The following is a 25,859-nucleotide window of genomic DNA, read 5'->3' as shown; positions in this document are numbered from 1 at the left end:
ATGGGGCGGGACTCGTCGACACCTTCACGTTCCGCACCTTCCCGTCGGGGAGCACGCTCACCTCCAGCCGGTACGCACGGCAGCCCCGGCGCGAGATCACCTCGTACGTCTGCGGAGAATCCTGCTGATCGAGTAGCCCGCGGAGCGGGCGTATCAAGATCCACCCCGGTCAGGACACCGGTCAGCCGATCATCCGCTCGCGCACGCCGGGTCTCGAGACTCCCGTGCCGGCCGCCACCACGGCGGTGTGCCGGCCCGGCCCGAGGGCGCGCGGCTCCGCGCCCTCGAGGTCGAGCACCGCGGTGGCCCCCACGGGCACCTCGACCTCGACGCGCAGCTCGCCGTCGGCGAGGGTCCAGGCGATGGAGGCGCGGCCGTACGGCGTCAGGTGGGCGGCGCTCGCCGAGGTGAGCCCGCCGCCCGGGCGCGGCCGGAACAGGATCGAGCGGTAGCCCGGCTCCGCCGGCGCGAGACCCGCGACCACCCGGTGCAGCCAGTCGGCGACCGCGCCGAGCGCGTAGTGGTTGAACGAGGTCATCGTGCCGGGGTTCACGGTGCCGTCGGGGAGCTGGCTGTCCCAGCGCTCCCAGATCGTCGTCGCGCCCTGGGTCACCGGGTACAGCCAGGACGGGCACTCGCGCTCGAGCAGCAGTGCGTAGGCGCGGTCGATCCCGCCGGTGCCCGAGAGCGCGTCCGAGACGATCGGCGTGCCGACGAAGCCGGTCGAGATGCGGTTGCCGGCGGACGCGACCAGCTCGGCCAGGCGGGCCCCCGCGGCGGTGCGCAGCGACTCCGGCAGCAGCTCGAACTCGAGGGCGAGCGCGTACGCGGTCTGCGCGTCGCTGGCCATCCGTCCGTCCGGCTCGACGTAGTGCTCGACGAAGGCGGCCCGGACCTCGGCGGCCAGCGCGAGGAAGCGGTCGGCGTCCTGCTCGCGGCCGAGCACGCGGGCGGTCTGCCCGAGCCGCCGGGCGGACTGCGCGAAGTAGGCCGTGGCGACCAGGTAGCGGTCGGTCTTCGCGTCCGCCGGGTCCTGGGGAGGAGCGTCCGGATCGAGCCAGTCGCCCAGCTGGAAGCCCTCGTCCCAGAGCCGCGACGGCCCGGCGAGCCGCTCGACGAGCTCGACCCAGGCCTTCGCACTGTCGTACTGCACCGCCAGCACCCCGGCGTCGCCGAAGCGCTCGTACAGCGTCCACGGCACGAGGACCGCCGCGTCGCCCCAGGCCGCGCCCGGGCGGATCGGCGTCCACATCGCGTGCGCGGGGATCACCGGGACGTACCAGGGCACCGTGCCGTCGGGCAGCTGCTCGGCCGCCACGTCGCGGAGCCAGGACGAGAGCATCCCGGAGACGTCGAAGAGGAACGACGCGGTCGGCGCGAAGACCTGGATGTCCCCGGTCCAGCCGACCCGCTCGTCGCGCTGCGGGCAGTCGGTGGGGATGTCCACCATGTTGCCGCGCATGCTCCACAGCACGTTCTCGTGCAGGCGCTCGACCAGCGGGTCGGAGCAGGCGAACCAGCCGGTGCGCTCGAAGTCGGTGTGCAGGACGCGCGCGACGACGTCCCCCGCAGCCACCGCCGCCTCGAGGTCTCCCGGCCAGCCCTCGACCTCGACGAAGCGGAAGCCGTGGAAGGTGAAGCGCGGCTCCCACTCCTCCTCGGCGCGGCCCGCCAGCGTGTAGGCGTCGGTGGAGCGGGCGTCGCGCAGCGGTCGGGTGTAGAGCTCGCCCTCCTGCATGATCTCGGCGGTGCGGAGGGTGACGGTCGCCCCGCGCGGCCCGCTCAGCCGGATCCGCATCCGCCCGACGAGGTTCTGCCCCAGGTCGAGCACGCTCCGGCCGCTCGGGGTGCGCAGCACGGCGACGGGGCGCACCTCCTCGGTGCAGCGCACCGGCGGGCCCTGCGGCGCGACGAGGGTCGCCGGATCGCGCTCCGCCACCGCGACCGGCGTCCAGCCGGCGTCGTCGAAGCCGGGGGAGGACCAGCCGTCCCGCTCCTCGCGCGCGTCGTGCACCTCGCCGTCGTAGTTGCCGGTGAAGAGGATCGGGCCGGGCGCGGCGCGCCAGGACGGGTCGGTCGCGACGGTCTCACGCCGGCCGTCGGCGTAGACGATCTCGAGCTGCGCGATCAGGGAGAGGTCGGTGCCGTAGAGGTTCCGGAAGCCGCCGCGCCAGCCCAGCCGGCCGCGGTACCAGCCGTCGCCGAGCCAGGAGCCGAGCGCGTTCTCGCCGGGGACGAGGGCATCGGTGACGTCGTGGGTGGCGTAGCGGAGGCGGTCGGCGTAGGCCGTCCAGCCGGGCGCGAGGGTGTCGTCGCCGACGCGGGCGCCGTTGAGCTCGACCTCGTACAGGCCGTGCGCGCTGAGGTAGAGGCGCGCGGAGGCGACCTCGCCGTCGACCGTGAAGGAGCGGCGCACCAGCGGAGGCCGCCGGTCGGACTCCGGGTCCTCCGGCCAGGCGGCGCCGACGGGCACCGCGCTCCAGTCCTGCGGCTCGAGCAGGCCGGCCTCGACGGCGGTCGGGCGGCTCCAGGGGGCGTCGTCCTCGCCGCGGCCGAAGACGCGCACCCGGATCTCGACCCGCTCCCGGCTCGTCAGCGGAGCGAACGGCCACGGCACGAGGACCGACTCGGCGGAGCCGACGCGTCGGCGCTGCACGTCGCCGGCGGCGTCGACGCGCTCGAGCTCGTACGACTCCTGGCGCCAGTCGTCGCCGGCGAGGCTCGTCCAGGAGAGGCGGGGTCGGCGCTCGCCGATGCCGAGCGCCGCACGGTGGTGCTCGATGCGGGGGGAGGAGGGGATGGCCACCGGGGTGCCTCGTTCCTGCTGGGCGAGCACTCCTCTGCGTGAGCGTCTCGACTCTGACACGTTTCAATCGAGCGCCAGCATAGCCCCGGAAATGCTGTTTGACACGTTTCAAAATGCGAGTCATCATGGGGGCAGCTGCTGGGCGGGCCCGGCGCACCACGACGACGTGGACCGGAGCGATCCGGCCAGGAGGAGGAGAGCCGCGATGACGCCAGCACCCCCAGGACCGGCACCCCGGACACCGGCACCCCGGGTGGCCCTCGTGGGCACCCTCGACACCAAGGGCGCCGAGTACGCCTGGACGGCCGCCCGCCTGCGCGCCCTCGGCGTCGAGGTGCTGCTCGTCGACGTGGGCGTCGGCGCCCACTCCGGAGCGGCCGCCGCTCCCGACGTCACCGCCGCCGAGACCGCCCGCGCCGCGGGCGCCGAGCTCGACGAGCTGCGCTCGCGCGGCGACCGCGGGGCCGCGATGACCGCGATGGGCGAGGGCGCCGCCGTCGTCCTCGAGCGCCTCCGGAGCGACGGCGGTCTCGACGGCGTCCTGTCCCTCGCCGGCAGCGGCGGCTCGTCCATCGCCGCCCGCGCCGTGCGCGACCTGCCCATCGGGCTGCCGAAGATGCTCGTCTCGACGATGGCGTCGGGCGACGTCGCCCCCTACGTCGGCGCGAGCGACGTGACGATGACCTACAGCGTCGTCGACATCGCCGGCATCAACAGCCTCTCCCGCGAGGTCCTCGACAACGCCGCCGGCGGCATCGCGGGGATGGCCGCGGCGCACGCCGCCCGGCGCGAGCAGCCCGCGGAGGAGTCCGGCCGTCCGCTCGTCGCGGCCACCATGTTCGGAGTGACGACCGCCGCCGTCGACGTCGCCCGCGCCCGCCTCGACGAGCTCGGCTACGAGGTCCTCGTCTTCCACGCCACCGGCTCCGGCGGCCGGGCCGTCGAGGCCCTGGCCCGTTCTGGGCACCTCGCGGGGGTGCTCGACCTCACCACCACCGAGCTCGCGGACGAGCTGGTCGGCGGCGTTCTGACGGCCGGCCCCGACCGGCTCGAGGCGGCCGGGCGCGCGGGGGTCCCGCAGGTCGTCAGCCTCGGAGCGCTCGACATGGTCAACTTCGGCCCGCGGGACGGCGTCCCGGAGCGCTTCGCGCAGCGGCGGTTCTTCGTGCACAACCCGACGGTGACGCTGATGCGCACCACCGCCGACGAGTGCGCCGAGCTGGGCGGTCTGATCGGCCGCAAGCTCGCCGCGGCCGAGGGGCCGACCGTGCTGGCCGTGCCGAGGGCCGGGCTGTCGGCGATCGGCGTGCCGGGCGCCGTCTTCGCCGACACCGAGGCCGATGCCGCGCTGGTCGACGCGGTGCTCGCCGCGGTCGCCGGCTCCGCGGTCGAGGTCCTCGACTCCCCGCTCGACGTCAACGATCCGGAGTTCGCCCGCGCCGCCGCGGACGCGCTCGACCGGCTGATCCGCCACGCCGCCGACCACTCCGCCGACCACTCCGCGGCCCACGCCACCGACCAGGACAGGAGCTGACATGGACCGCGCGACCGCACTCGCCCGCCTCCGCCGCACCATCGCCGCGGGGCGACCCGTCATCGGCGCGGGAGCCGGCACCGGCATCTCCGCGAAGGCCGCCGAGGCCGGCGGAGCCGATCTGCTGATCATCTACAACTCCGGCCGCTTCCGGATGGCGGGCCGCGGCTCGCTCTCGGGCCTGCTGCCCTACGGCGACGCCAACCAGATCGTCGTCGAGATGAGCCGCGAGGTGCTGCCGATCATCCGCGACACCCCGGTCCTCGCCGGGGTCTGCGGCACCGATCCCTTCCGGCGGATGGAGGTCTTCCTCGACGAGCTGGCGCGGCTCGGCTTCACGGGGGTGCAGAACTTCCCGACGGTCGGGCTCTTCGACGGCGTCTTCCGGCAGAACCTCGAGGAGACCGGCATGGGCTTCGACCTCGAGGTCGAGATGATCCGGCTCGCCGCCGAGCGCGACCTGCTCACCGCCCCCTACGTGTTCGACGTCGCGTCGACCGTGGCGATGACGGAGGCCGGCGCCGACGTCCTCGTCCCGCACATGGGCCTCACCACCAGCGGCAGCATCGGCGCGCAGACGGCGCTCTCGCTCGAGGAGTCGGCCGCGCGCGTGCAGGAGCTGCGCGACGCGGCGGTCGCCGTGAATCCGGACGTCATCGTGCTCTGCCACGGCGGCCCGATCGCCGAGCCCGCCGACGCGGCGTACGTCCTCCAGCACACGACGGGGGTCGCCGGCTTCTTCGGAGCCTCCTCCGTCGAGCGCCTGCCGACCGAGCGGGCGATCCGCCAGCAGCTCGTCGACTTCACCAGCATCCCGCTCACCTCGAAGGAGACCCCGTGACCACGACACCGCCCGCCACCCCGTCCGCGCAGGCCGCGCCGTCCGTCCCGTCCGCGCAGTCCGGCCGCCGCCCCGACGACGTGCCCACCCGCGTCTTCGACTGGGGCACCATCAAGTGGCTCGTCACCCCGCACCTCGACGGACCCGTCGGCCTGACCACCGGCGAGGTGATCATCTACCCCGGTCAGGGCCACGACCCGCACAGCCACCCCGGCGAGGAGGAGGTCATCTACGTCGTCTCGGGCGAGGGCGAGCAGACCGTCGGCGACGGCCCGGCCTTCGCGATCCGCGAGGGCGACGCCCTGCACATCCCGCGCGACACGGTGCACTCCACCTACAACACCACCTGGCGGCCGCTGCGTCTGCTCGTCGTCTACACGCCCGGCGGCGCCGAGACCGGCCTCGACGAGCTGCCCGGCGCGCGGATCCTCGAGCCAGGCACCGCTCCGCGCTGGGCGCAGGCCTGATGCCGGTCTACGAGCCCGGCACCTGGCTGCATCCCGGCGACCGGCCGGAGTGGTGCGCCGTCGGCACCCTCGGCCGCTTCGCCGTGCCGCTGGAGGGCGGGCGGTTCGACCGGCACCACCACGACGACCACGAGGTGTGGTTCTTCGCGGAGGGGAAGGGGCGGATCCTCGTCGACGGCGCCGAGCGCTACGTCCAGGCCGGCGACATCGTGCTCACCCGGGCGGGCGACGTGCACGACATCGTCGCGGTCTACGAGCCGCTCCGCGGGTTCTTCACCGAGACCGGCCTGCCGGCGGGCGGGCGCACCGGGCACCTGCACGCCGACGAGTCGGCCGCCGCCGGGCACGAGGTCCCGGCCCTCCCGCTGCCCGCGGACTTCCCCGTACGCTGACGCCCGACCCCGCCCCACCCCGCTCGACCCCCGCCCGATCCCCGCGAGAGGACCCCCATGCGCATCGCCGTCACCGGCTGCTCCGGCACGCTCGGCACCGCGACCCTGGAGCGGCTGCTCGCCGACGGCCACGAGCCGATCGGCCTCGATCTGACGCCGCCGACGGTCGCGGTGCCCTTCACCCGCGTCGACTTCACCGACTACGGCCAGGCGCTCGACGCCGTGCTCGGCATCACCGCGCGGCACAGCGGAGTCGACGCGATCGTCCACCTCGCGGCGATCCCGGTGAACGGCCTGGTCCCGGACGCGGCGACCTTCCACGCCAACATGACCGTCTCGTTCAACCTGTTCCACTCCGCGCTGCGGGCCGGAGTGAAGCGGATCGTGCACGCCTCCAGCATCACCGCGATGGGCTTCCCCTTCGCCGAGCCGCCCGCCTCCCTCCCGCTCACGGAGGAGGACGGCGACCGCGCGAACAGCACCTACGGCCTGGTCAAGGTCCTCGAGGAGGCGATGGCCCGGCAGCTCGTCCGCTGGGACCGGGACTGCTCGATCACCGCGCTGCGCTTCACCAACATCACCCGGGCCGGCGAGTACTCCCGCTTCGTCGAGCGCGCCGGCGACCCGGCCTACCGCCGCGAACTGCTGTGGAGCTACGTCGACGCCCGCGACGGCGCGAGCGCGATCGCGCGCGCCCTGGAGGTCGGCGAGCCGGGCTTCGCCGTCTACGACATCGCCGCCTCCGACACCGGCCTGACGATCCCCTCGGCCGAGCTGGTCGCCGGAGCGTTCCCGGACGTGCCGCTGACCCGCCCCCTCGAGGGCTTCGAGACGGTCGTCTCGATCGACCGCGCCCGCGAGGCCCTCGGCTGGGAGCCCGCGCACCTCTGGCGCGCCGAGGTGGAGCTCGAGCGCCGCGCCTGAGCATCACCCGCCTCAGCGGACACGGCCCTGTCGGATCAGCGCGAAGCGAGCGATCGAATCCCTCGCTCGCCCGACATCAGGCGGGCGTACGACGGCGCAAGATACCCGAGAGCGCGGAGCGTCAGCCGGCGCGGAAGGTCAGCTCCAGGGACGCCTCCTCGAGCGGGACGCGGTAGCGCTCCGGGAGCGCCGGGCCGCAGGAGGCGCTGCCGACGCCCTGCTGGCGGACGTCGAGGTCGAGCACGACGTGGCCGGAGTCGCGCAGCTCGTGGGGATGCGCGGCGACGGCGAGGGCCTCGCTCGTCCAGCGGCGGGCGGTGAAGTCGAAGCCGTTGCCGGTGACGACGAGCGGCGGCAGCCCCGGGCCGCTGAGCGAGAGGCGCCGGGTGCCGACGTGGTTGCCGTTCTCCTGCGGCACGACGTACGGCGTCTGCAGGGCGTCGATGCTCGCGGCGAAGCGGCCGAAGCGGACGGCGTCGAGGGTGTCGGCGTAGGACTCGCCGGGGCCGCGGCCGAGCCAGTCGGCGTCCGCGTAGCCGCCCGGAAGCGTCAGGCGGAGGCCGAGGCGCGGCGGGGTCACCGAGTGGTGGCCGTGCGGAGTGTCCTGCCAGGCGCCGGTGAACGCGAACTGCGCGGCGAGGTGCAGCGCGCCTTCCTCCGCCGTCCAGACCAGGCGGCTGAGCACGGCGAGCGTCTGGGTCGCCGGTCCGCTCCGGGTGGTCACGGTGACGGAGTGCTCATCGCGCTCGACCGAGACGGTGCGGTGCAGGACGCGGTCGAGGCCGACGGCCGACCAGCTCGCGGCGAGCGCGTTCAGCGTCCCCTGCCCGCGATCGTTCTCGGTCGGCGCGCGCCACAGGTCGACGAGGGGCCCGTCGACGGGAACGCCGCCGAGGGAGACGAGCCGGCCGGTCCGCGGGTCGAGCAGGGCGTCGCCGAGACGCAGCATGCCGTCCTCGTCGGCGACCCGCGCGGAGCGGCGGCGGACTGCGGGGGTCGGCGCGTCGATCCGCTGCCCCCACGCCACCTCGTGGCCGGCGGGCGCCCAGAGCGCCGCCTCGGCCAGCTCGGCCGAGACGGTGAGGACGCCCGCGACCGGTGCCGTGAACGGCACGACGACGCTCCCGCGGGCCGGCACGGCGGGGACGTCGAGCAGGCCCTCCGCGAGCAGCGCCCCGTCGTCCTCGACCCGCCAGCGCCAGCGCAGTGCCGCGGTGTCGACGACGTCCTGCCGGCTGCGGATCGCGATCGCCCCCTCCGCCACGTCGATCGCCACCGGCGCGATCGCCCGCGCGAGCGACGCGAGGCCGGGCGAGGGCGTGCGGTCGGGGAAGAGCAGCCCGTCGATGCAGTAGCTGCCGCCGTTCGGCTGGAAGTCGATGTCGCCGCCGTGCCGGAAGTGCTCCGACCCGTCGGCGGCGGTCGCGCGGAAGCCGTGGTCGATCCACTCCCAGACGAAGCCGCCGGCCATCCGGTCGGACGACTCGAGGATCCGCTGGTACTCGTCGAGCGAGCCCGGGCCGTTGCCCATCGCGTGCCCGTACTCGCAGAGCACGAAGGGCAGGCGCCGGCGGCGCGCGTCGTCGGGCGAGCCGGCCACCACGCCCTCGGGGGTCGGCTCCCGCCGCTCGGCGATCGCCTCGAGCTCCTCCAGCGCGGGGTACATCGCCGAGGAGAAGTCGGAGTTGCGGAAGCTCGGATCGCGCTCGTAGTGGATCGGCCGGCTCGGATCGAGCCGGCGCACGACCCGCTCGAGCACGTCGAACGACTCGCCGACCATGCTCTCGTTCGCGAGCGACCAGATGACGATGCTCGGGTGGCTGCGGTCGCGCGCGACCATCCGGGTGATGCGGTCGACGAGGGCCTCGCGCCACTGCGGCTCGGTCGGCGGGTTGCCCTGCCAGCCCGCGTAGATGAAGCCGTGCGTCTCGATGTCGCACTCCTCCAGCACCCAGAGCCCGAGCTCGTCGCAGAGGCGGAGGAAGGCGGGGTGCGGCGGATAGTGCGAGGTGCGCACCGCGGTGACGTTCGCCCGCTTCATCAGCTCGATGTCCCGGCGCATGGTCGCCTCGTCGAGGGCGCGGCCGCGATCGGGGTCGTGCTCGTGCCGGTTCACGCCGCGCAGGCGGACGGGGGAGCCGTTGACGGTGAAGACGCCGTCGCGGATCCGCACCGTGCGGAAGCCGACGGCGAGCTCGATCCGCTCGCCGGCGACCTCGAGCGTGCCGCGGTACAGGCGCGGCGACTCGGCGCTCCACGGCTCGACCGGCAGCCGGACGCTCTCGCCCGCGGGGGCCTCGAGGCCGAGCTCGGGCAGCCGGACCACGCCGGGCAGCTCGCCGCCCGCCTCGTCCAGCGCGCGCACCAGCAGGGTGCCCGTGCCGTCCTCGTAGTCGGCGGTGACGAGCACGTCGTCGGCCGCGCCGTCCGGTCGCCAGAGCAGCTCGACCTCGCGGAAGATGCCGGGCAGCCACCACATGTCCTGGTCCTCGAGGTAGCTCCCCGCCGACCAGCGCTGCACGCGGACGGCGAGCAGGTTCTCGCCGCGCCGCAGCGGCACCGTGACGTCGAACTCGAAGGGCAGCCGGCTGCCCGTCGACCAGCCGAGCGGCTCGCCGTTCAGCCAGGCGGCGCCGCAGGAGTCGACACCCTGGAAGCGCAGCACGGTCCGGCCGTCCTCCGGCCAGCCGGCGGGGAGCTCGAAGCGCAGGCGGTGGTCGCCGGTCGGGTTCTCCTCCGGCAGGTGCGGGGGATCGAGCGGGAAGGGGAACGCGGTGTTCGTGTAGAGCGGGTCGCCGTGGCCCTCGAGCACCCAGTGCGACGGGATGCGCAGCAGGTCCCAGTCCGCATCGTCGAGCAGCGGATCCGCGAACCCCGGCCCGGTGCCGTGCGCGGTCGGCGCGAGCCGGAAGCGCCAGTCCCCGTCGAGCCGCAGCCGCGGCGCGTCGCTGAGCACGTCCGCCCGCGGCCGCCGCCGCCCCTCACCGGGCCGGAGGTCCTCCCAGTACGCCTCCTCCGCGAGATGCCACTTGTGCGCGGCTTTCACGGCGTGTCGCCCGCACAAGTGGCATCTCGCGGGGTGGGGGAGGGCGCGCGCATCCGTCAGCCCTTCACGGAGCCGGCGGCGAGGCCCGCCATGATCTGCTTGTTGAGGAAGAGGTAGAGCACGAGCATGCCGAGGATGTTGATGCTGATCGAGGCGAACAGCGGTCCGTACTGCGTCGAGCCGTACTCGTCGCTGAAGTTCAGCAGCCCGACCTGCACCGTGGCCAGCTCGTCGTTCGTCGTGAAGGTCAGCGCGATCAGCAGGTCGTTCCAGACCGCGAAGAACTCGACCAGCGCGATCGTGATGATCGCGTTGCGCATCATCGGCACGCCGACCCGCCAGAAGGCGGTGATCATGCTCGCGCCATCGATCGCGGCGGCCTCGAAGATCTCGCGGGGGATCGCGCGGAAGTAGGCCGTCATCAGGAACACCGTCAGCGGCAGCCCCATCACCGTGTAGGTGATGATCAGCGGCCAGAGCGAGTTCGTCAGCCCGGTGCGGAAGTACACCGTGAAGAGCGGGACCAGGATCATCTGGCCGGGGATCATGATGCCCGCGATGAACAGCAGCAGCACCGTGTTGCGGCCGCGCCAGACCAGGACCTCGAGCGCGAACGCGGCGGCGACGCCGAGCACGATCATCAGGGCGAGCGAGGGGACGGTGACCAGGACGCTGTTGCGCAGGTTCGTCGCCAGGTCGCCCTCCGTCAGCGCCGAGACGTAGTTCGAGAAGTCCAGGCTCTGCGGCAGCGCCCAGGTCGGGTTCGCGAAGAACTCGTTCTGCGTCTTGAACGAGCCCATCACGATCCAGAAGATCGGGTACGCCTCGACGACGACGAGCAGGCCGATCAGGACGCGGCCGATCCAGCGCCGGGTGCCGCGGCCGAGGCTGCGGACCCGGCGGTGCGGGCCGGCCGGCACCGAGGGGCGGGTGCGGGGCGCGGGGCGGGAGAGGGTTCCGGTGGACACCTCAGGCCTCCTTCGTGTTGTCGCGGCGCGACGAGCGGAAGATGAAGAGGGTGACGAGGAAGCACATGATCGTCAGCACCAGAGCGATCGTCGAGCCGTAGCCGTAGTCCGAGTAGCTGAAGACGGTGCGGTACATGTAGAGCGTCAGCGGTGTCGTCGAGCTGCCCGGTCCGCCGTTGTTCAGCGCGAGCAGGGTGTCGAAGACCTTGAGCGTGCTGTTGAAGCTGAAGATCACCGACGACAGCAGCACCGGCAGCGACAGCGGCAGCACGATCGAGGAGACCAGGCGCCAGCCGGTCGCCCCGTCGAGGCGGGCCGACTCGAGCGTCTCCTCCGGGATGTCGACGAGACCGGCGTAGAGCAGGATCGCGAAGAAGCCCATCGAGCGCCAGAGCTCCATGATCACGGCGACGGCGAAGGTGCCCTCGGCGGTCGCGAACCAGTCGATGCTGCCGAGACCGAGGAACCCGAGTCCCGCGTTGACCGGGCCCTCCTGGCCGCCGACGGCGAACATGCTCTTGAAGAGCAGCGCGACGGCGACCGTGGGCAGCACGGTCGGGAAGAACACGACGGTTCGGACGAAGGAGGACGCGTTCTTCAGCACGAAGACGTAGAGCAGCGCCAGGGCGTAGCCGAGCACGACCTGCCCCGCGGTGATCACGAGCGAGTAGCGGACGGTGAACCAGAGGGCCTCGAGCGCCTGCGGATCCTGCAGGAAGCGCAGGAAGTTCTCGCCGCCGGAGAACTCGAAGCCGCTGAGCGGATTGCCGGTGAAGAAGGTGAGTCCGAGCGACCAGAGCACCGGGACGAGCTTGATGAGCGTGTAGACGGCGAGGGCCGGTCCGAGAAGGATCAGGATCGCCTTCTTGTCTCCGAGGACGCTGTTCACGGAAGCGCTGTCCTTTCGACGTGCGCGCAGGGCGTGCACGCGGGGGAGGAGGAAGAGGAGGGATGCGGGCCGGCGGCGGGAGGAGCCGCCGGCCCGCTCGGGATCACTGCGCCTGGTCGAGATCGGCCTGGAGGGCCGACATGTAGTCCTCGGCGCTCATGCCGCCCGAGACCAGCAGCGAGACGTTGGTCTGCGCGTCCGAGGTGGTCTTCGCGTCGAAGAGGGCCTCGAACCAGAGCACGGTCTCGTCCGCCTCGTTCACGTACTCCTGGACCGTGGTGGTCAGCGGCGGGACGTCGGTGACCTCCTCGTTCAGCGCGAAGCCTGAGATGACGCCCTGGTTCTGCAGCACGCTCGAGCCGTAGTTCTCGGCGATGCAGGTCAGCCAGTCGCCGACCCCGTCGTCGTAGGCCTTCGTCGAGGTCGCGGTCGCCGCTCCGGCGTTGGCCGGCCACTGGCTGCTGTCGCCCGCGCCGCCCGTGACGTTCGGGAACGGCAGGAAGCCGACGTTCTCCTCGCCGATCTGGTTCTGAGCGGGGTCGTTGAGATTCGCCAGGAACCAGGAGCCGTTGTAGGTCATCGCGGCCTCGCCGGTGAGGAACTGGGCGTTCGCGGTGTCGGTGTCGCGCGAGGTGACGCCCTCGCCGAACAGGCCCGCACTGCCGAGATCGGCGACGGCCTGAGCGCCCTCGATGTACTCGGCGTCGGTGAGCTTCGCATCGCCCGACTGGATGTCCTTCATGGCGTCCGGGCCGATCGAGCGGAAGAGGTAGTTGCCGATCAGGCGGGTGAGCGGCCAGCCCTGGCTGCCGGCCTCGGTGAGCGGGACGACTCCGGCGGCCTTCAGCGTCTCGAGGGCGGCGACGAGCTCGTCCCAGGTCTGCGGCTCGGCGATGCCGTTCGCCGCCAGGATCTGCTTGTTGTACCAGATGCCCTCGACGTTGTACTGGAACGGCAGCGAGACCATGCCGCCGTAGACCGAGGTGATCGTCGAGCGGGCGGCGGGGAGGACGTCGTCCCAGACGCCGAGCTCGGTGAGCTTCTCCTCGTAGTCGACGATGAGGTCGTTCTTGCCGAGGTCGCCGTCGGGGCGGACCTGCGCGGTGCCGGCGACGAAGCTGGTGGGCAGCGCGTCCTGGCTCGCGAGCAGCGTGATCTTCTGCACCACGTCGGCCTGGGCGACCGTCTGGCTGTCGAGCGGCATCGCCTCGTTCTCGGCGGAGCAGGCGCCCTCGCCGAGGGTGGCGAGCTCGTCGCGGATGATCGAGTTCTCGGCCGGGGTGAGGACCGAGAAGGAGCCGGCGGCGCCGGACTCGGACGAGCCGCCGCCGTCGCCCGAGGCGCAGCCGGTGAGCAGCAGCACGGCGGCTCCGGTGCCGGCGACGAGCCCGGTGAGGGCCGAGCGGGAGCGACGTCCGCGGGATTCTGCAGAGCGGGACACATTTCCTCCTTGAAAGGTGCAACGGCGTTTCGAACGGGCCATGCCGAGCGGGCATTGTTTGAAACGTTACAATTCAGGAGGCTAGCGACGGGTGTGCGAGCTGTCAAGACTGTCTTGACACGTTTCAAAAGCTGCGGAACGATGAAGCCGTCGTCCGGGCGCTGGAGCCCGATGGCCGCTCAGCGGCGCACGACGAGGATCGGAGAGACATCGCATGGAACTCGACGGGCAGCGCGCCCTGGTCACCGGTGGCGCGGGAGCGCTCGGACGGGTCGTCTGCCGCGAGCTCGCCCGCGCGGGAGCCGACGTGGTCGTCGTCGATCTCGACGCGGCGGGAGCGGAGGAGGTCGCCCGGAGCGTGCGCGAGGAGGGCAGGGCCGCTCGCGCCGTCGCGGTCGACCTGACCGACTTCGACGCCGTGCAGCGCGCCCTCGGCGCCGTGATCGAGGAGGACGGCGCGATCGACGTGCTGGTCAACGGCGCCGGCGGCGGCGCGGTCTCGTTCTTCCACGAGATGACGGAGCAGACCTGGCGCACCCAGATGTCGCGGAACCTCGACACCGTCTTCGCGGTCACCCGCGCCGTGCTGCCCGCCATGCTCGAGCGGCGCTCCGGCCGGATCGTGAACATCGCCTCGGTCGCGGCCGTCGCCGGGGGGCGGCTCGTCCGCGGGGCGACCGCCTACGCTGCCGCCAAGGCCGGGGTCGTCGGCCTCACCAAGGCGCTCGCGATCGAGGTCGCCGACCAGGGCGTCACCGTCAACGCGCTCGCGCCCGGCGCGCAGCGCACGCCCGGCCGGGACAACGACACCCCCGAGCGGCGCGCGGCGCTGCTCGACCAGATCCCGTCGCGCCTGCTCGGCGAGCCCGAGCACCTCGCCCGGACGATCGTGTTCCTCGCGTCGCCGGCGGCCGTCAACATCACCGGAGTGATCCTGCCGCTCGACGGCGGACACTCGATCTAGTGATCCCAGGAGACTCCGACATGACCCAGCCCACCCCCGACCCCGAGCGCCTCGCCCGCGGCCGGGCCGCCTTCGACGCCGTCTACGGCGAGGGCAAGGCCGACGGCCTGATCGCGCTGCAGCGCGGCCGCGCCCAGGACCTCGCCCGCTACGGCCTCGAGTTCAACTTCGGCGACGTCAACTCGCGGCCGGGTCTCACCCTGCGCGAGCGCGAGCTGATCACCCTCGGCGTCCTCACGGCGCTCGGCGGGGTGGACGCGCAGCTCCGGGGGCACACCCGCGCGGCCGTCAACACGGGGGCGACGGCGGAGGAGATCGTCGAGGCGGTCATCCACACGGTGCAGTACGTCGGCTTCCCGCGCGCCCTCAACGCGGTGAAGGTGGTGTCGGAGGCGCTGGAGGCGCACGGCGTCGCGCTGCCGGAGCCGCTGCTGCCGGAGTCGCCGCCGGAGTCGCCGCTGCCGGAGTCGCCGGCGGAGTCGCCGCTCCGCGAGTAGGGAGCGGCGCGTGAGAGCATCGAAGCTCGTCCGACGCCCCGTCGCGGCGCCCGCCAGCACGAGGAGACAGCGATGACCAGGGTCGGCATCCGCGACGTCGCCGCCGCCGCCGGCGTCTCGATGGGGACGGTCTCGCACTTCCTCAACCACCCCGCGCGCGTCTCCGACACCAAGGCCAAGCGGATCCAGGAGGCGATCGAGGCGCTGGGCTTCGTGCGCAACAACGCCGGCCGCCAGCTCCGGCTCGGGCAGAGCTCCACCATCGCCTATATCGCGCCCGACGTGTCCAACCCCTTCTTCGCGATGATCGCGGAGGGAGCGGAGCGGCGAGCGGCCGAGCTCGGGCTGTCGCTGTTCCTCGCCAACTCGGGCGGCGAGACCTCGCGGGAGGACGCCTACCTCGAGCTGTTCGAGGAGCACGGGGTGCGCGGGATGCTGGTCGCGTCGCACGGCTCGATCGAGGACCGCCTCGCCTCGGTGCGCTCGCGCGGAACGCCGACCGTGCTCGTCGGCCGGCACGCGGCCGCCGAGACCCAGCCCTCGGTCTCGATCGACGAGGTGCTCGGCGGGCGCCTCGCGGCCGAGCACCTGCTCGCGCTCGGCCGCCGCCGCCTGGCCTTCGTCGGCGGCCCGCTGTCGATCCAGCAGGTCGGCGAGCGCCTGTCGGGCGCCAGCCGCGCGGTCGCCGCGGTGCCCGGCGCGACCCTCGAGATGATCGACGTGCAGCACCGCGTGATCGCGGAGGGGCACGAGGTCGGCGAGGCGATCGCCGACCGGGAGCCCGCCGCCCGCCCCGACGCGATCTTCGCCGTCAACGACCTCCTGGCCATCGGCCTCGAGCAGGTCCTGATCGGCCGGGGGATCCGCGTGCCCGAGGACATCGCCCTCATCGGCTACGACGACATCGAGTACGCGGAGGCCTCGATCGTGCCGCTGAGCTCGATCCGGGCGCCGCAGGAGTCGTTCGGCGCGTCGGCGGTCGACCTGCTGCAGGAGGTGGTGTCCGCCGAGGGCGACGGCGTCGTCGACCGGCGCCGGGTCTTCGCGCCGGAGCTCGTCGAGCGCGCGTCCACGCGCGGTCGCTGAGCCACGGGGTCGGGCGCGCCCGTGCCCGCCGCCCGGGAGGGGGCCCGGCGTCCTCGGGGTGGGTGGGTCTCGATACGCCCCTGCGGGACTACTCGACCAGCATGCAGGCTCCCCTGCGGGGCTGCTCGACCAGCATGCCGATCGCCCTGCTCGCGGCTGCGAGCCGGCCGCCGGCGCTCGATCATGCTGATCGAGTAGCCCACGGAGTGGGCGTATCGAGATCCTCGCAGGCAGCCCCGTGCGCACTCGGCGCGGCGCCGGCTCGTCGACCGCCGTGCTGATCGCCCTGCTCGAACCGACGTCCCGCGCCAGAAGTGAGGCAGTTTCGCCTTCTCGAGTCGACGGGCCTAAGCTGCCGTGTCGGTCAGCCGCTCCTCGCCGGTTCGTGCCCTCGCTGAACGGATCCGCCGGGTCCTCTCCCGGGTTTCCCGGAGCGGTGGGGGGCGGCGCCGGACGCGCGTGGCGCGGACGGGGGGCGTGCGCCGGGCGGTGCGACTGCGATTCACTGAGGCTTCCTGCAGTGATGACAGCGTTACCACCGTGCGCCTGTCTCGACTCCCGACGAGTCGCTCCAGCTCGTCCTCACCCTTTCTCAGAACGGATCCGCCATGTCCACTCACCCCTCCGATTCCTCCGGTCCCTCGCGCCGCTCCGTGACCGCGAGCGCGATGTGGAGCATCCCCGTCGTCGGTGCGGCGGTCGCTGCCCCGCTCGCCGCGGCCTCGACGCTGCCCTGCACCAGCACGACGCTGTTCACGCAGTCGAGCATGTCGTTGAATCCGCTGACCCTCACCGCGACCTCGCCCACCGGCACGTCGACCTCGGTCCGCATCACCTCGGTCCTGGCGGCGGACACCACGACCACGCCCACGACCGACCCCAGGAGCTTCAACCTGACCCAGGACGGCACCGCGTGGTACGCCGGTGGAACATTCCAGTTCGCGAACGAGGTGCCGCTGAGCTTCTACGAGCCCGGGCTGCTCCTCCTGAACCAGCGTCGCGCCGGGCGGGTCTCGACGACGACCGAGAACGTTCCGGAGGTGCCGACGCCGGGATCGGACTCGCAGACGCTGATCTTCGAGTTCTTCGACGCCGACGGGAACTCGTTCGACCCGACGGACGTCCAGCTCACCGTCCTGAACATCTCGTCGGACGCGACCAGCCTGGGGCTCTACTGGGCGCTGAAGTCCTGGTCGACCGTCGGCTTCAGCGTCGCGCCCACGTCGATCTCCTCGCGCGGCGGCGCGGCGGGAGTCGGCGCCGGCACGATCGCCGATCCCTTCCGGCGCGCCACCGCCGGGGAGCGGGCTGTACCGCTCGCGCCGCGCTACGACACCTTCACGTTCCGCTCCTTCCCGTCCGGCAGCTCGCTCGTCTACAGCCAGTTCGGCGGCTTCCAGGGCTGGCACAGCAGCGCGATCACGGGACTCGGCTTCCGCTCCAGCGACTGCTGAGCGCTCGTTCCGCGCCAGCGGAGGGGGAACGCCGCACTCTGGGGACCGCTGCTCCTACGCTGCCGGGGTGCCCGGTCGGATTCCGGCCGCACGCCTGGTCTCACGGAACGGATCCCGCATGTCGCAGCACCGCCCCGACCCGCACGGCCCCACCCGGCGCAGCGTCGCTGCGAGCGCCGTGTGGGGCGTCCCCGTCGTCAGCGCGGCGGTGGCCGCCCCGCTCGCCGCCGCCTCGCCCGCCCCGTGCTTCAGCACGACGGTGTTCCCGCCGGCGAGCGTCGCGAGCGACCCCACCGTGCTCACCGCGATCTCGCCGGGGGGAGCGGTGTCGACGGTGCGGATCACGTCCGTCCTCGCGCCGGGCACCACGACCGAGTCGCAGGGCCGGAGCTTCGATCTGACCGGGGAGGGCTCCGTGTGGATCGGGGAGGAGACCGGTCCGCCGCCGAGCGAGACGGTCGCGCGCGCCGGTGAGCCCGGCGCGTTCGGTCCCGGGACGCTCCTGCTGAACCAGCGTCGTGCCGGGGCACTCACGCAGACCCCGTCGCCCGGTTCCGACTCGCAGACGCTGACCTTCCGCTTCTTCGGAGCGGACGGGCGGCCGTTCGACCCGCTCGACGTCCGGCTCACCTTCCAGAACATCACGTCGCTCTCGGACCCCTCGCTGCCCTGGGTGGCGGGCTGGTGGACCACCGTCGGCTTCAGCCTCGCGCCGACCTCGATCTCCGCCCAGGGCTCCGACCCGGGAGTCGGCACGGGCACGGTCGCCGACCCGTTCCGGCGCAGCACCTCCTTCGAGCCCGTCCTCGTCAACGACCCCCGCTTCGACACCTTCGCGTTCGACGTCCTCCCCTCGGGGAGCACGCTGACCCTGAGCCAGCACGACGGTCAGCAGGGCTGGCACTCGACAGCGCTGACCGCGCTGCGCTTCCGCGCCCGCGACTGCTGAGCGCGACCGCCTGCGAGTGACTCCTCAGACGCCCCAGTTGACGAACGGCGCGCGCAGGCTCGAGACGGTGACCTCGTCCTCCGCGATCGCTCCCACCGTGTTGGTCAGCTCGTAGCCCTCGAGGGTGCCGACGGGCGTCGTGTCGAAGAGGAAGGATCCGGGGGCGCCGTCGGTGGTGCTGTCCGGGTGCTCGGCCGCCACCTCGGCGGTGGCGTCACCTACCGCGACGCCGCCCAGAGTGCTGATGGCGACATCGCCGACGGCGGCGGCCGTGGCCTCGAGGAGGAAGTCGGGCTCCGGGTACGTCAGCTCCGGCCCGCCGGCGTCGTAGACGTCGGTGTCTCGGAGGACGAAGCCCGGCCAGGTGTAGGCGCGGCTGCGGTAGCCCTCGTACGGGACGTCGTCGGACTCGGCCGGCTCGCTGCCGAACGCCTCGGTGAGCGCCGCGACCGCACCGGTGCCGTCGCGGTACGCCCAGCTGCCCAGCTGTGCGCCGGTGGCGTCCACCAGCGAGAACGAGGTCGGCCCGATCAGCAGGCTCGCGGCGACCGCGGGCGTCGCGGTCGGCGTGGGGGTCGAGGTGGGGGCCGGCGTCGCGGTGACGGTCTCGGTGGCGGTCACCGTCGCGGCCGGCTGGGCGACGGGCTCGTCGGAGGAGACGCAGCCGCTCAGGACCGTCCCGACGCCGAGGGCGAGGGCGGTGCCCGCGACGGCGGTGCGCAGGAGCGAGCGGGACGGGACGGGCATGGCGGACCCCCGGAGAAGCGGACGACGGGGGTCGCGGATCGTCCCCCACCGCCCATCCTCCCGCGCGGGAGCCGGCGACCGGGTAACGATCCGCTCTCCTGCGCCGGAGCTAGCAGGCGACGGTGTCCGAGAGCGGCTGCGCGTCCGCGTCGACACGCTCGAACTCGACGCGCTGGATGCGGTTCACCGCGACCACGCTGTACTGCTCGGGCCCGCGCGCGACCGGCAGGAACTGCCGCGTCTCCAGGTCGTGGGCGAGCTTGTGGCGATCACCGTGGAACGTGCAGGCGTGCGCCCTCTGCTCGGGATCGTCGACCAGGTAGAGCACCAGCTGGAGAACGGGCATCGCTTCCCTTCGGGACGACGTGAACGGGCCGGCTCCTAGCGTGACAGGAGCGGTCACATCCGTGCGCCCGTTCTCAGCGATCCGCGGACCCCCCTTCTGCGGGAACGGTCCGGGCGGAGGAGCCCCTTGCGCGGTGCCGCGAGATGCCACTTGTGCACGCGACACGCCGTGGAAAGCGTGCACAAGTGGCATCTCGCGGGGGAGCGAGGACGTCAGTCGAGGTCGAGGCTCCCGAAGTAGGCGGCGAGGAGGACGCCCATGGCGCCCGCGCCGACGATCGCGGCGCGCCTCGACCTGCGGCGCGGCAGGGCGGCCAGCCCGGCGACGAGATTCGCCGCGCTCCAGCCCGCGTTCACGAGCGGCGACGACAGCCCGCGCCCCGGCGGCGTGGCGAACGGCGAGGGGAACCTCCGCCCCTGCAGCGCCGCGACGCCGTGCGGCACCGCGTTGACGAGCAGCACCCCGGCGAGGGCGCTCCTGGCGATCCGGCCTGCGCGATCGGTGCTGGTCACGACGACTCCTCCTTCAGACGGTCCCCGAAGCCTCCCCCGTCCCCCTCCGCGAGATTCCACTTGTGCACGCGACACGCCGAGGAGAGCGTGCACAAGTGGCATCTCGCGGCGCAGCGTCAGGCCGGCGCGTGCACCAGCTCCGAGATGCGGCGCTTGCAGGCGTTGAAGGCCGGAGACGTCACGTCGCGCTCGCCGGGCAGGTCGACCGTCACGATCTCGCTGATGTGCCCGGGCACGCCGTGCGAGGCGCCGCCGGTCATCACCACGACGCGGTCGGCGAGGTAGACCGCCTCCTCGATCGAGTGCGTCACGAACAGCACGGTGGTGCCCGTCTCGCGGTGGATCCGCTTGAGCTCCACCTGCAGATCGGAGCGGGTGAGCGCGTCGAGCGCGCCGAACGGCTCGTCCATCAGCAGCACCGACGGCTCGTTCGCCAGCACCCGCGCGATCGCGACCCGCTGCTGCATGCCGCCGGACAGCTCGCCCGGGAAGCGATCGGCGAAGCGGGTGAGCCCCACCGCCTCGATGAAGCGGTCGGTCACCTCGGCGGCCGCGGCCTTCGCCAGCTTCTTCCGCCGCGGACCGTACGCGACGTTCTCTCGCACGCTCAGCCACGGGAACAGCCCGTAGTCCTGGAAGACCACGCCGCGGTCGGGGCCGGGCGCCGAGACGGCCCGGCCGCCGACCTCGACGACGCCCTCGGTCGCCTCTTCGAATCCGGCGAGGATGCGCAGCAGCGTCGACTTGCCGCAGCCGCTCGCGCCGACCACGGCGACGAACTCGCCCGAGCGGACGTCGAGCGAGACGTCGGCCATGGCGAGCACGCCGCCGCCGGCGGTGTCGTAGCGCTTCGCCAGATCGAGCACGTGGACGTCCGCGGTGCGGGCGGGAGCAGAGGTGGCGGCGGAGAGTGTCATCGGGTCCTCACTTGACGAGCGGCCGGCGGCCGAAGAGCACGCGGAACAGGAGCAGGAGCAGCCGGTCGGAGGCGAATCCCGCGATCGCGATGCAGATCATCCCGACCACGATCAGGTCGGTGCGCACCACGTCGCGCGCGAGGAAGATCGTCGAGCCGAGGCCCGTGCTCACGCCCGTCGTCTCGCTGAGCACCAGCACGACCCAGGCGAGGCCGAGGCCGATGCGCATGCCGTTCACGATGGCGGCGGCGGAGGCCGGCAGCACCACCCGGACGAGCACGCCCGCCCGCGACGTGCCCAGCATCCGCGCCGCCTCGATCAGCCGCGGCGGCACCTGGCGCGCCCCGCTGATCGTGCCGAGCACGATCGGGAAGAACGCCGACAGCGTGATCAGGAAGATCGACGCCTGGTCGCCGTAGCCGATCAGCAGCGCGACCAGCGGCACCCAGGCCGTCGCCGGCACCGGCCGGAACAGGTTGATGAACAGATCGAACAGCGAGTTGATCGCGTAGTACCGGCCCATCAGCACGCCGAGCGGCACCGCGAGCACCGTGGCGAGCGCGAAGCCGCCGAAGACGCGGCCGGCGCTCGCCGCCAGGTCGGTCCAGAGCAGCCCGCTGAAGGCGTCGTCCCGCAAGCCCGCGACGGCGTAGTCGATCAGCGAGACCAGCACGTCGCCCGGGTAGGGCAGGAACGCCATCCGGATGCCGAACGGCAGCTCCCACTCGCCCGCCCGCCCGAACTGCCAGAGCAGCAGGAAGAGGATCGGGACGGGCAGGCCCAGCAGGAAGGTCGTCCAGCCGCTGCGCCCGGGGCGGCGCCGGCGCCGGACGGTTGACAGCCGCTCGGTGGCGGTCGCCGCCTCGGCGGGGCGCGTCGTGGTGGTCATCGGCCGACCGCTCAGGCCTCGGGCGCGAACGAGGTGTCGACGACGTCCTCGATCGCGGGCGCGGAGTCGATGAAGCCGAGCTCCTGCATCTGCGTCGCGAGCGCGCCGAGCTGGCCCTGGTACTCCTCGCTGAGGTCGGAGCGGAGCCAGAAGTTCTCCAGCGCCGACTCGAGCACCTCCTGGTCGCCGCCGAACTCGGCGATCATGTCCGGCAGCCACTCGTCGACGCTCTCGGCCATGTAGGCGGTCGTCGCGGCGTGGGTGTCGACGACCTTCTGCACGACCTCCGGCTGCTCCTCGATCATCGCGCCGGTGGTGACCAGGCCGATGTTCACCCGGCCGATCGGCGTCGCGTACGGGTCGGCGATCTCGGTGCCGCCGGCCGCCTCCGCGATCGAGACGCCGATCTCGACGCCGAAGAACGCGTCGATCGAGCCGCTGGTGAACGCGGACGCCATCTCGGGCACCGGGATCGTGATCAGCTCGAGGTCGTCGTCGGTGAGCTCAGCCTGGTCGAGGTAGTAGCGCAGCGCGACCTCCTGGGCGCTGCCCTGGATGTAGCCGACCTTCTTGCCGGCCAGGTCCTCGACGGAGGAGATGCCCTCGCCGCCGAGGAAGCCCGAGCCGCCGTCCGCGGCAGACGCGACGATCTTCAGGTCCCGGTCCTGCGCGATCGAGGCGATGGTCGGGGTGACACCCGAGATCGCGAAGTCGATCGTCCCGGCGACGAGCGCGTCGCTGAGCGCGGGCGTGGTGTCGAGGGTGATCACCTCGAACTCGACGCCCTCCTCGGCGAACTGCTCGTAGAGGAACGGCTGGTAGAAGTGCGGCTGGCCGCGGAGGGTGCCGACGGTGACGGTGACCGTGTCGCCGCCGTCTCCGGAGGCGGCGTCGCTCGCTCCGGAGCAGGCGACGAGCGAGAGGGTGGCGGCGAGCGCCGCGCCGAGGGCGAGGGCGCGGCGGGCGGTGCGGGTGGACGGCCGGGACAGGGGCATGCGGGCTCCATCGGGTGAGGGTGTCCTCCCACCCAACCCCGCTCAGATGCTGTGCGGTTTCTGAGGCGTTTCCGATGTGTTAAGTCCCCTGATCCCCTCCGCGAGATGCCACTTGAGTACGCGACACGCCGACGAAAGCGTGCACAAGTGGCATCTCGCGGGAGGGGGGACGCCCGCCTACACCGCGAGGAAGCGGTCCGCCGTGCGGAGCGCGAGCGCGACCGTCAGTAGCGCCGGGTTCGCGATCACCGCGCTCGGGAAGACCGAGTTGTCGCAGACGAACAGGTTCGGCACGTCGAAGCTGCGCCCGTCGCCGTCCACCACCGCGTCGCCCGGGTCGGTGCCCATCCGGCAGGTGCCGAGCGTGTGCGCCGTGCGGGCGATCACGCGGGTGCTGCGCGCGCCCGCCGCCTCGACGATCGCCGTCATCGTCCGGATCGCGTGCTTGTCGATCGCCTCCTCGTTCGAGCCCGGCGAGAAGGTGATCCGCGCCTTCGGCACCCCGTGCTCGTCGAGCTCGTCGGTCAGCACGAGCCGGTTGTCGTCCGAGGGCAGGCACTCCGCGTTGATGCCGACGCCGGCCAGGAAGCGGTAGTCGTCCAGCGCCTGCATCAGCGACGGCCCCCACAGCCCGGCGCCGCGGACGAACGAGGTCGCCTGGGTGAGCGGCATCGTGCCGAGGCTCTGGATCAGGTAGCCGCCGGCGAAGTCGGCGTCGGCCGGGCGCACGGTGTCCTCTGTGATCACGGAGGAGGGGTAGCCGCGGTAGCCGCGCATCTCCTCGTCGAAGGTGCCCCAGACCTGGGTGGCGCCGTGCGCGAGGAAGTTGCGGCCGACCAGCCCGCTGCTGTTCGCGACGCCGGTGTGCAGGAGCAGCCGCGGCGTCTCGACCCCGCCCGCGCAGAGGAACAGGGCGGAGCAGCGCTGCCGGTGCTCGACCCCGTCCGCGGTGTACAGGACGGCGCTGACCTTCCCGGCCGCGTCGAGCTCGATCCCGTGCACGAAGGACTCCGCGCGGATCTCGGCGCCGTCGCGCACCGCGAGCGGCAGGTAGGAGGTGTCCATGCTCCCCTTGGCGCCGGTGCGGCAGCCCTGGTGGCACTGCCCGCAGTTGCGGCAGGAGGCGCGCTCGCCGTGCGCCTCCTGGTCGCGGCCCGTGCTGAGGACGGCGGCGGGGGCGTCGGTGGCGCGGATGCCGAGGGCCGCGCAGCCGCGCAGCATCATCTCGGCGGAGGCGTTGCGGTCCACCGGCGCCTGCAGGTAGCGGCGCGAGGGGTCCCACGGGTAGTCCGCCGGCCCGGAGACGCCGATCGTCGCCTCCGCCCGCTCCAGGTAGGGCACGAGTTCGGCGTGCGTGACGGGCCAGTCGCGGCCGAGGCCCGACTCGGTCCGCAGCAGCAGGTCGCGCGGGTCGGGGCGCGGGGTGAAGGCGCCCCAGTGCAGGGTCGAGCCGCCGACGCCGCGGCCGCTGTTGTTCGGGCCGAAGGCGGTGGGCGTGCTGCCGCCGCTGAGGCGCTCCTCCATCCAGTTGATCTCGGTCGCCTCGGTCTCGTCCGCGGTGAAGGTCAGCGGATCGAAGTGCGGCCCGGCCTCCAGCGCGACGACCCGCAGGCCGCGCGCGGCGAGGGTCGCGAGGATCGGCGCACCCCCGGCGCCGGTGCCGATCACGACGGCGTCGACGACCTCGTCGGGGGAGTAGCGGCGCATGCCGGTGGTGTTCATCGGGGGGTCCTCGTGCTGGTCTGCGGGCTGCCGGGTTCGCCGGCGCCGGGCTCCCGTGTCCGGGGCTCCCAGGTGTCGTGCGCGTCGGCGCCGAGGGCGGTGAAGCCCAGGAGCGGGAGGGCGTCGCCGCCGGTGGCGTAGCCGTCGAAGCCGATGCGCGCCAGGCTCGCGGGGTGCGCGAGCCACTGCCGGACCAGGTCGTTGCGGCAGTCCTCGAACCAGGCCTTCGCCTGCTCCGCGCTGAACGCGCCGAGCGGCTCCGTGCCGAGCGCCTCGAGCCGCGCGTCCTGCTCCTCGGGGGAGAGGCCGTCGACTCCGGCCAGCGCGTCGAGGCCGAGGCGGTAGGCCTCGGGGTCGCTCGGCAGGTCGGCGTTGCGCCAGCCGTCGCCGCGGCCGGCCGCGAGCTGGGCGTCGACGCGGGCGGCGAGGTCGATCCGGCCGGGGGCGGCGCTGTCGCCGCTGTCCTGCGGCACCACCCGGTCCGCGACGGCGCGCAGCGTCGTCAGCTGGGCGGGAGTGAGCGCCTTCGGCGCGTACGCCGGGTCGTCCGCGAGCAGGCGCTCGGCGAAGAGCGCGCGGATCCGGGAGGTGGTGCGGCTGGAGCGGATCGTCTCCGCGACGTCGACGGGCACGGCCGGTCCGGTGCCGGCCTCGTCGGTCCAGAAGGCGCGGATCGCCGCGGCGACCTCGACCGGCCGCTCGATCGGCAGCAGGTGGCCGGCGCCGGGCAGCTCGACCAGGCTCGCCCGCGGGTAGGTATGCGCGTTGGTCGCGCGCTGGCCGTCGGCGCCGAGGTCGCCGTCCTCGCCGCCCGCGATCAGCAGGGCGGGCAGGGCGGAGAGCAGATCGGCGACGTCCGTGCGGTCCTCGCGGCTGCCGGTCTCCAGCCAGTCGCGCCAGGCGGCGGGGGAGGAGCGGAGCAGATCGGCGAGCGCCTGCCGGTCCTCGGCGGCAGGGAGGTCACCGCCGATGTTCTGCTCGAGGAAGGTGCGCGCGTGCTCCGCGTCGAGGGGGCCGTCGGCGACCCAGCCGAGCATCTCGCTCCGCTTCTCCTCGGGCATCGGCTCGGGCGAGAGCGGCGAGCCGGCCAGCAGCACGACGCCCGCGAGCCCGAAGAGTCCGGAGCGGCCCGACAGCGTGCGCGCGGCCACCAGCGAGGCGACCTTCCCGCCCATGCTGTGACCGACGAGCAGCCAGCGCGAGGCGCCGTGCTCGCGGATCGTGCGGATCACGGCGGTCGTCATCGCCTCGAGCGAGACGTCCTCGGCGTCGCGCGCGTCGCCGTAGCCGGGCAGATCGATCGCCACCACCTCCGCCGCGTCGGCGAGCTCGCGGGCGAGCGGATCGAAGAGGCGGCCGCTGAGGCCGAGCCCGTGCAGGGCGAAGATCGTCGGCCAGCTCGCGGTCGTGGGCATGCAGGTCCTGTCGCATCGGGGAGGCGCCCGAGCGGCGGCATCCGGCCTCCATGCGACC

General features: G+C 73.1%; 23 protein-coding genes. 10 read left to right on the top strand and 13 right to left on the bottom strand.

Annotated elements, in window-relative coordinates; genetic code table 11:
* Positions 1 to 181 precede the first annotated feature (181 nt).
* A complete protein-coding gene (locus MT351_RS01495) occupies positions 182 to 2,806 on the bottom strand; it encodes an alpha-L-rhamnosidase (protein WP_243581080.1) in 2,625 nt (874 codons plus the stop codon).
* A 205-nt stretch (positions 2,807 to 3,011) separates the two neighbouring features.
* Between MT351_RS01495 and MT351_RS01490 the strand changes: the two genes are divergently transcribed.
* Genes MT351_RS01490 through MT351_RS01470 form a run of 5 tightly spaced genes read left to right on the top strand, consistent with a single transcriptional unit; the run spans position 3,012 to position 6,964 of the window.
* A complete protein-coding gene (locus tag MT351_RS01490; RefSeq protein WP_243581079.1) occupies positions 3,012 to 4,340 on the top strand; it encodes a Tm-1-like ATP-binding domain-containing protein in 1,329 nt (442 codons plus the stop codon).
* Position 4,341: 1 nt separating this feature from the next.
* Positions 4,342 to 5,181 (top strand): phosphoenolpyruvate hydrolase family protein, encoded by an 840-nt coding sequence (locus MT351_RS01485; RefSeq protein WP_123701514.1) that lies wholly within the window; start codon positions 4,342 to 4,344, stop codon positions 5,179 to 5,181.
* Positions 5,178 to 5,648, top strand: coding sequence for a cupin domain-containing protein (locus MT351_RS01480; protein WP_243581078.1), 471 nt, complete (start codon positions 5,178 to 5,180; stop codon positions 5,646 to 5,648). Before MT351_RS01485 ends, MT351_RS01480 begins: the two co-directional genes overlap by 4 nt.
* The gene (locus MT351_RS01475; protein ID WP_123734779.1) at positions 5,648 to 6,040 is read left to right on the top strand and encodes an AraC family ligand binding domain-containing protein; all 393 of its coding nucleotides are present in this window, start codon (positions 5,648 to 5,650) and stop codon (positions 6,038 to 6,040) included. The genes MT351_RS01480 and MT351_RS01475 overlap by 1 nt, the downstream gene beginning before the upstream one ends.
* Before the next feature lie 57 nt (positions 6,041 to 6,097).
* Positions 6,098 to 6,964, top strand: a complete 867-nt coding sequence (locus tag MT351_RS01470) for an NAD(P)-dependent oxidoreductase (RefSeq protein ID WP_243581077.1) — start codon at positions 6,098 to 6,100, stop codon at positions 6,962 to 6,964.
* Positions 6,965 to 7,085: 121 nt separating this feature from the next.
* Here the strand turns inward: MT351_RS01470 and MT351_RS01465 are convergent, their stop codons facing one another.
* The 4 genes from MT351_RS01465 to MT351_RS01450 form a co-directional block, all read right to left on the bottom strand.
* A complete protein-coding gene (locus MT351_RS01465) occupies positions 7,086 to 10,010 on the bottom strand; it encodes a glycoside hydrolase family 2 TIM barrel-domain containing protein (RefSeq protein ID WP_243581076.1) in 2,925 nt (974 codons plus the stop codon).
* Positions 10,011 to 10,066: 56 nt separating this feature from the next.
* The gene (locus MT351_RS20195; protein WP_243581075.1) at positions 10,067 to 10,978 is read right to left on the bottom strand and encodes a carbohydrate ABC transporter permease; all 912 of its coding nucleotides are present in this window, start codon (positions 10,976 to 10,978) and stop codon (positions 10,067 to 10,069) included.
* Position 10,979: 1 nt separating this feature from the next.
* Complete coding sequence (locus tag MT351_RS01455; protein WP_123444732.1) at positions 10,980 to 11,867, bottom strand: carbohydrate ABC transporter permease; 888 nt, start codon at positions 11,865 to 11,867, stop codon at positions 10,980 to 10,982.
* Positions 11,868 to 11,970: 103 nt separating this feature from the next.
* Complete coding sequence (locus tag MT351_RS01450; RefSeq protein WP_133960791.1) at positions 11,971 to 13,308, bottom strand: ABC transporter substrate-binding protein; 1,338 nt, start codon at positions 13,306 to 13,308, stop codon at positions 11,971 to 11,973.
* A 214-nt stretch (positions 13,309 to 13,522) separates the two neighbouring features.
* Here MT351_RS01450 and MT351_RS01445 point away from each other — a divergent pair, with 214 nt between their 5' ends.
* From MT351_RS01445 to MT351_RS01425, 5 genes are all read left to right on the top strand, one after another.
* Positions 13,523 to 14,272: an SDR family NAD(P)-dependent oxidoreductase gene (locus MT351_RS01445; protein WP_123701526.1), complete on the top strand. Its 750-nt coding sequence runs from the start codon at positions 13,523 to 13,525 to the stop codon at positions 14,270 to 14,272.
* Between the two features lie 20 nt (positions 14,273 to 14,292).
* On the top strand, positions 14,293 to 14,769 hold the full coding sequence (locus MT351_RS01440; protein WP_243581074.1) for a carboxymuconolactone decarboxylase family protein: 477 nt from the start codon (positions 14,293 to 14,295) through the stop codon (positions 14,767 to 14,769).
* Positions 14,770 to 14,841: 72 nt separating this feature from the next.
* Entirely contained in the window at positions 14,842 to 15,855 is a 1,014-nt protein-coding gene (locus MT351_RS01435; protein WP_123731891.1) for a LacI family DNA-binding transcriptional regulator, read from the top strand.
* 608 nt (positions 15,856 to 16,463) lie between these two features.
* Entirely contained in the window at positions 16,464 to 17,309 is an 846-nt protein-coding gene (locus MT351_RS01430) for a hypothetical protein (RefSeq protein ID WP_123734785.1), read from the top strand.
* Between the two features lie 118 nt (positions 17,310 to 17,427).
* Complete coding sequence (locus MT351_RS01425; RefSeq protein WP_243581073.1) at positions 17,428 to 18,258, top strand: hypothetical protein; 831 nt, start codon at positions 17,428 to 17,430, stop codon at positions 18,256 to 18,258.
* Positions 18,259 to 18,282: 24 nt separating this feature from the next.
* On the opposite strand, the gene MT351_RS01420 is transcribed toward MT351_RS01425, so the two are convergent.
* The 8 genes from MT351_RS01420 to MT351_RS01385 all read right to left on the bottom strand — a co-directional run bounded on the left by MT351_RS01420 (position 18,283) and on the right by MT351_RS01385 (position 25,801).
* Positions 18,283 to 19,005, bottom strand: coding sequence for a hypothetical protein (locus tag MT351_RS01420; RefSeq protein ID WP_243581072.1), 723 nt, complete (start codon positions 19,003 to 19,005; stop codon positions 18,283 to 18,285).
* Between the two features lie 109 nt (positions 19,006 to 19,114).
* Entirely contained in the window at positions 19,115 to 19,351 is a 237-nt protein-coding gene (locus tag MT351_RS01415; protein WP_123444746.1) for a hypothetical protein, read from the bottom strand.
* A 212-nt stretch (positions 19,352 to 19,563) separates the two neighbouring features.
* On the bottom strand, positions 19,564 to 19,863 hold the full coding sequence (locus MT351_RS01410) for a hypothetical protein (RefSeq protein ID WP_207901598.1): 300 nt from the start codon (positions 19,861 to 19,863) through the stop codon (positions 19,564 to 19,566).
* Positions 19,864 to 19,979: 116 nt separating this feature from the next.
* Positions 19,980 to 20,780 carry an ABC transporter ATP-binding protein gene (locus tag MT351_RS01405; protein ID WP_243581071.1) on the bottom strand — a complete coding sequence of 267 codons (801 nt, stop codon included), beginning with the start codon at positions 20,778 to 20,780 and terminating at the stop codon, positions 19,980 to 19,982.
* A gap of 7 nt (positions 20,781 to 20,787) precedes the next feature.
* The gene (locus tag MT351_RS01400) at positions 20,788 to 21,669 is read right to left on the bottom strand and encodes an ABC transporter permease (RefSeq protein WP_243581070.1); all 882 of its coding nucleotides are present in this window, start codon (positions 21,667 to 21,669) and stop codon (positions 20,788 to 20,790) included.
* Positions 21,670 to 21,680: 11 nt separating this feature from the next.
* Positions 21,681 to 22,664: an ABC transporter substrate-binding protein gene (locus MT351_RS01395; RefSeq protein WP_243581069.1), complete on the bottom strand. Its 984-nt coding sequence runs from the start codon at positions 22,662 to 22,664 to the stop codon at positions 21,681 to 21,683.
* 177 nt (positions 22,665 to 22,841) lie between these two features.
* Entirely contained in the window at positions 22,842 to 24,386 is a 1,545-nt protein-coding gene (locus MT351_RS01390) for a GMC family oxidoreductase (protein WP_243581068.1), read from the bottom strand.
* Positions 24,383 to 25,801, bottom strand: coding sequence for an alpha/beta hydrolase (locus MT351_RS01385; protein WP_243581067.1), 1,419 nt, complete (start codon positions 25,799 to 25,801; stop codon positions 24,383 to 24,385). The genes MT351_RS01390 and MT351_RS01385 overlap by 4 nt, the downstream gene beginning before the upstream one ends.
* Between the last annotated feature and the right edge of the window lie 58 nt (positions 25,802 to 25,859).

It is taken from the genome of Rathayibacter sp. VKM Ac-2926 (assembly GCF_022815565.1).
In the GTDB taxonomy this organism is placed as follows: domain Bacteria; phylum Actinomycetota; class Actinomycetes; order Actinomycetales; family Microbacteriaceae; genus Rathayibacter; species Rathayibacter festucae.
This window is presented reverse-complemented; position numbering and strand designations above follow the sequence as displayed.

Bases quoted from the DNA above. Each gene is read 5' to 3' on its own strand.
- MT351_RS01395 (WP_243581069.1), bottom strand. From the start codon at position 22,664: ATGCCCCTGTCCCGGCCGTCCACCCGCACCGCCCGCCGCGCCCTCGCC.
- MT351_RS01485 (WP_123701514.1), top strand. From the start codon at position 4,342: ATGGACCGCGCGACCGCACTCGCCCGCCTCCGCCGCACCATCGCCGCG.
- MT351_RS01385 (WP_243581067.1), bottom strand. From the start codon at position 25,801: ATGCCCACGACCGCGAGCTGGCCGACGATCTTCGCCCTGCACGGGCTC.
- MT351_RS01440 (WP_243581074.1), top strand. From the start codon at position 14,293: ATGACCCAGCCCACCCCCGACCCCGAGCGCCTCGCCCGCGGCCGGGCC.
- MT351_RS01390 (WP_243581068.1), bottom strand. From the start codon at position 24,386: ATGAACACCACCGGCATGCGCCGCTACTCCCCCGACGAGGTCGTCGAC.
- MT351_RS01425 (WP_243581073.1), top strand. From the start codon at position 17,428: ATGTCGCAGCACCGCCCCGACCCGCACGGCCCCACCCGGCGCAGCGTC.
- MT351_RS01490 (WP_243581079.1), top strand. From the start codon at position 3,012: ATGACGCCAGCACCCCCAGGACCGGCACCCCGGACACCGGCACCCCGG.
- MT351_RS01415 (WP_123444746.1), bottom strand. From the start codon at position 19,351: ATGCCCGTTCTCCAGCTGGTGCTCTACCTGGTCGACGATCCCGAGCAG.
- MT351_RS01445 (WP_123701526.1), top strand. From the start codon at position 13,523: ATGGAACTCGACGGGCAGCGCGCCCTGGTCACCGGTGGCGCGGGAGCG.
- MT351_RS01435 (WP_123731891.1), top strand. From the start codon at position 14,842: ATGACCAGGGTCGGCATCCGCGACGTCGCCGCCGCCGCCGGCGTCTCG.
- MT351_RS01470 (WP_243581077.1), top strand. From the start codon at position 6,098: ATGCGCATCGCCGTCACCGGCTGCTCCGGCACGCTCGGCACCGCGACC.
- MT351_RS01420 (WP_243581072.1), bottom strand. From the start codon at position 19,005: ATGCCCGTCCCGTCCCGCTCGCTCCTGCGCACCGCCGTCGCGGGCACC.
- MT351_RS01400 (WP_243581070.1), bottom strand. From the start codon at position 21,669: ATGACCACCACGACGCGCCCCGCCGAGGCGGCGACCGCCACCGAGCGG.
- MT351_RS01475 (WP_123734779.1), top strand. From the start codon at position 5,648: ATGCCGGTCTACGAGCCCGGCACCTGGCTGCATCCCGGCGACCGGCCG.
- MT351_RS01405 (WP_243581071.1), bottom strand. From the start codon at position 20,780: ATGACACTCTCCGCCGCCACCTCTGCTCCCGCCCGCACCGCGGACGTC.
- MT351_RS01430 (WP_123734785.1), top strand. From the start codon at position 16,464: ATGTCCACTCACCCCTCCGATTCCTCCGGTCCCTCGCGCCGCTCCGTG.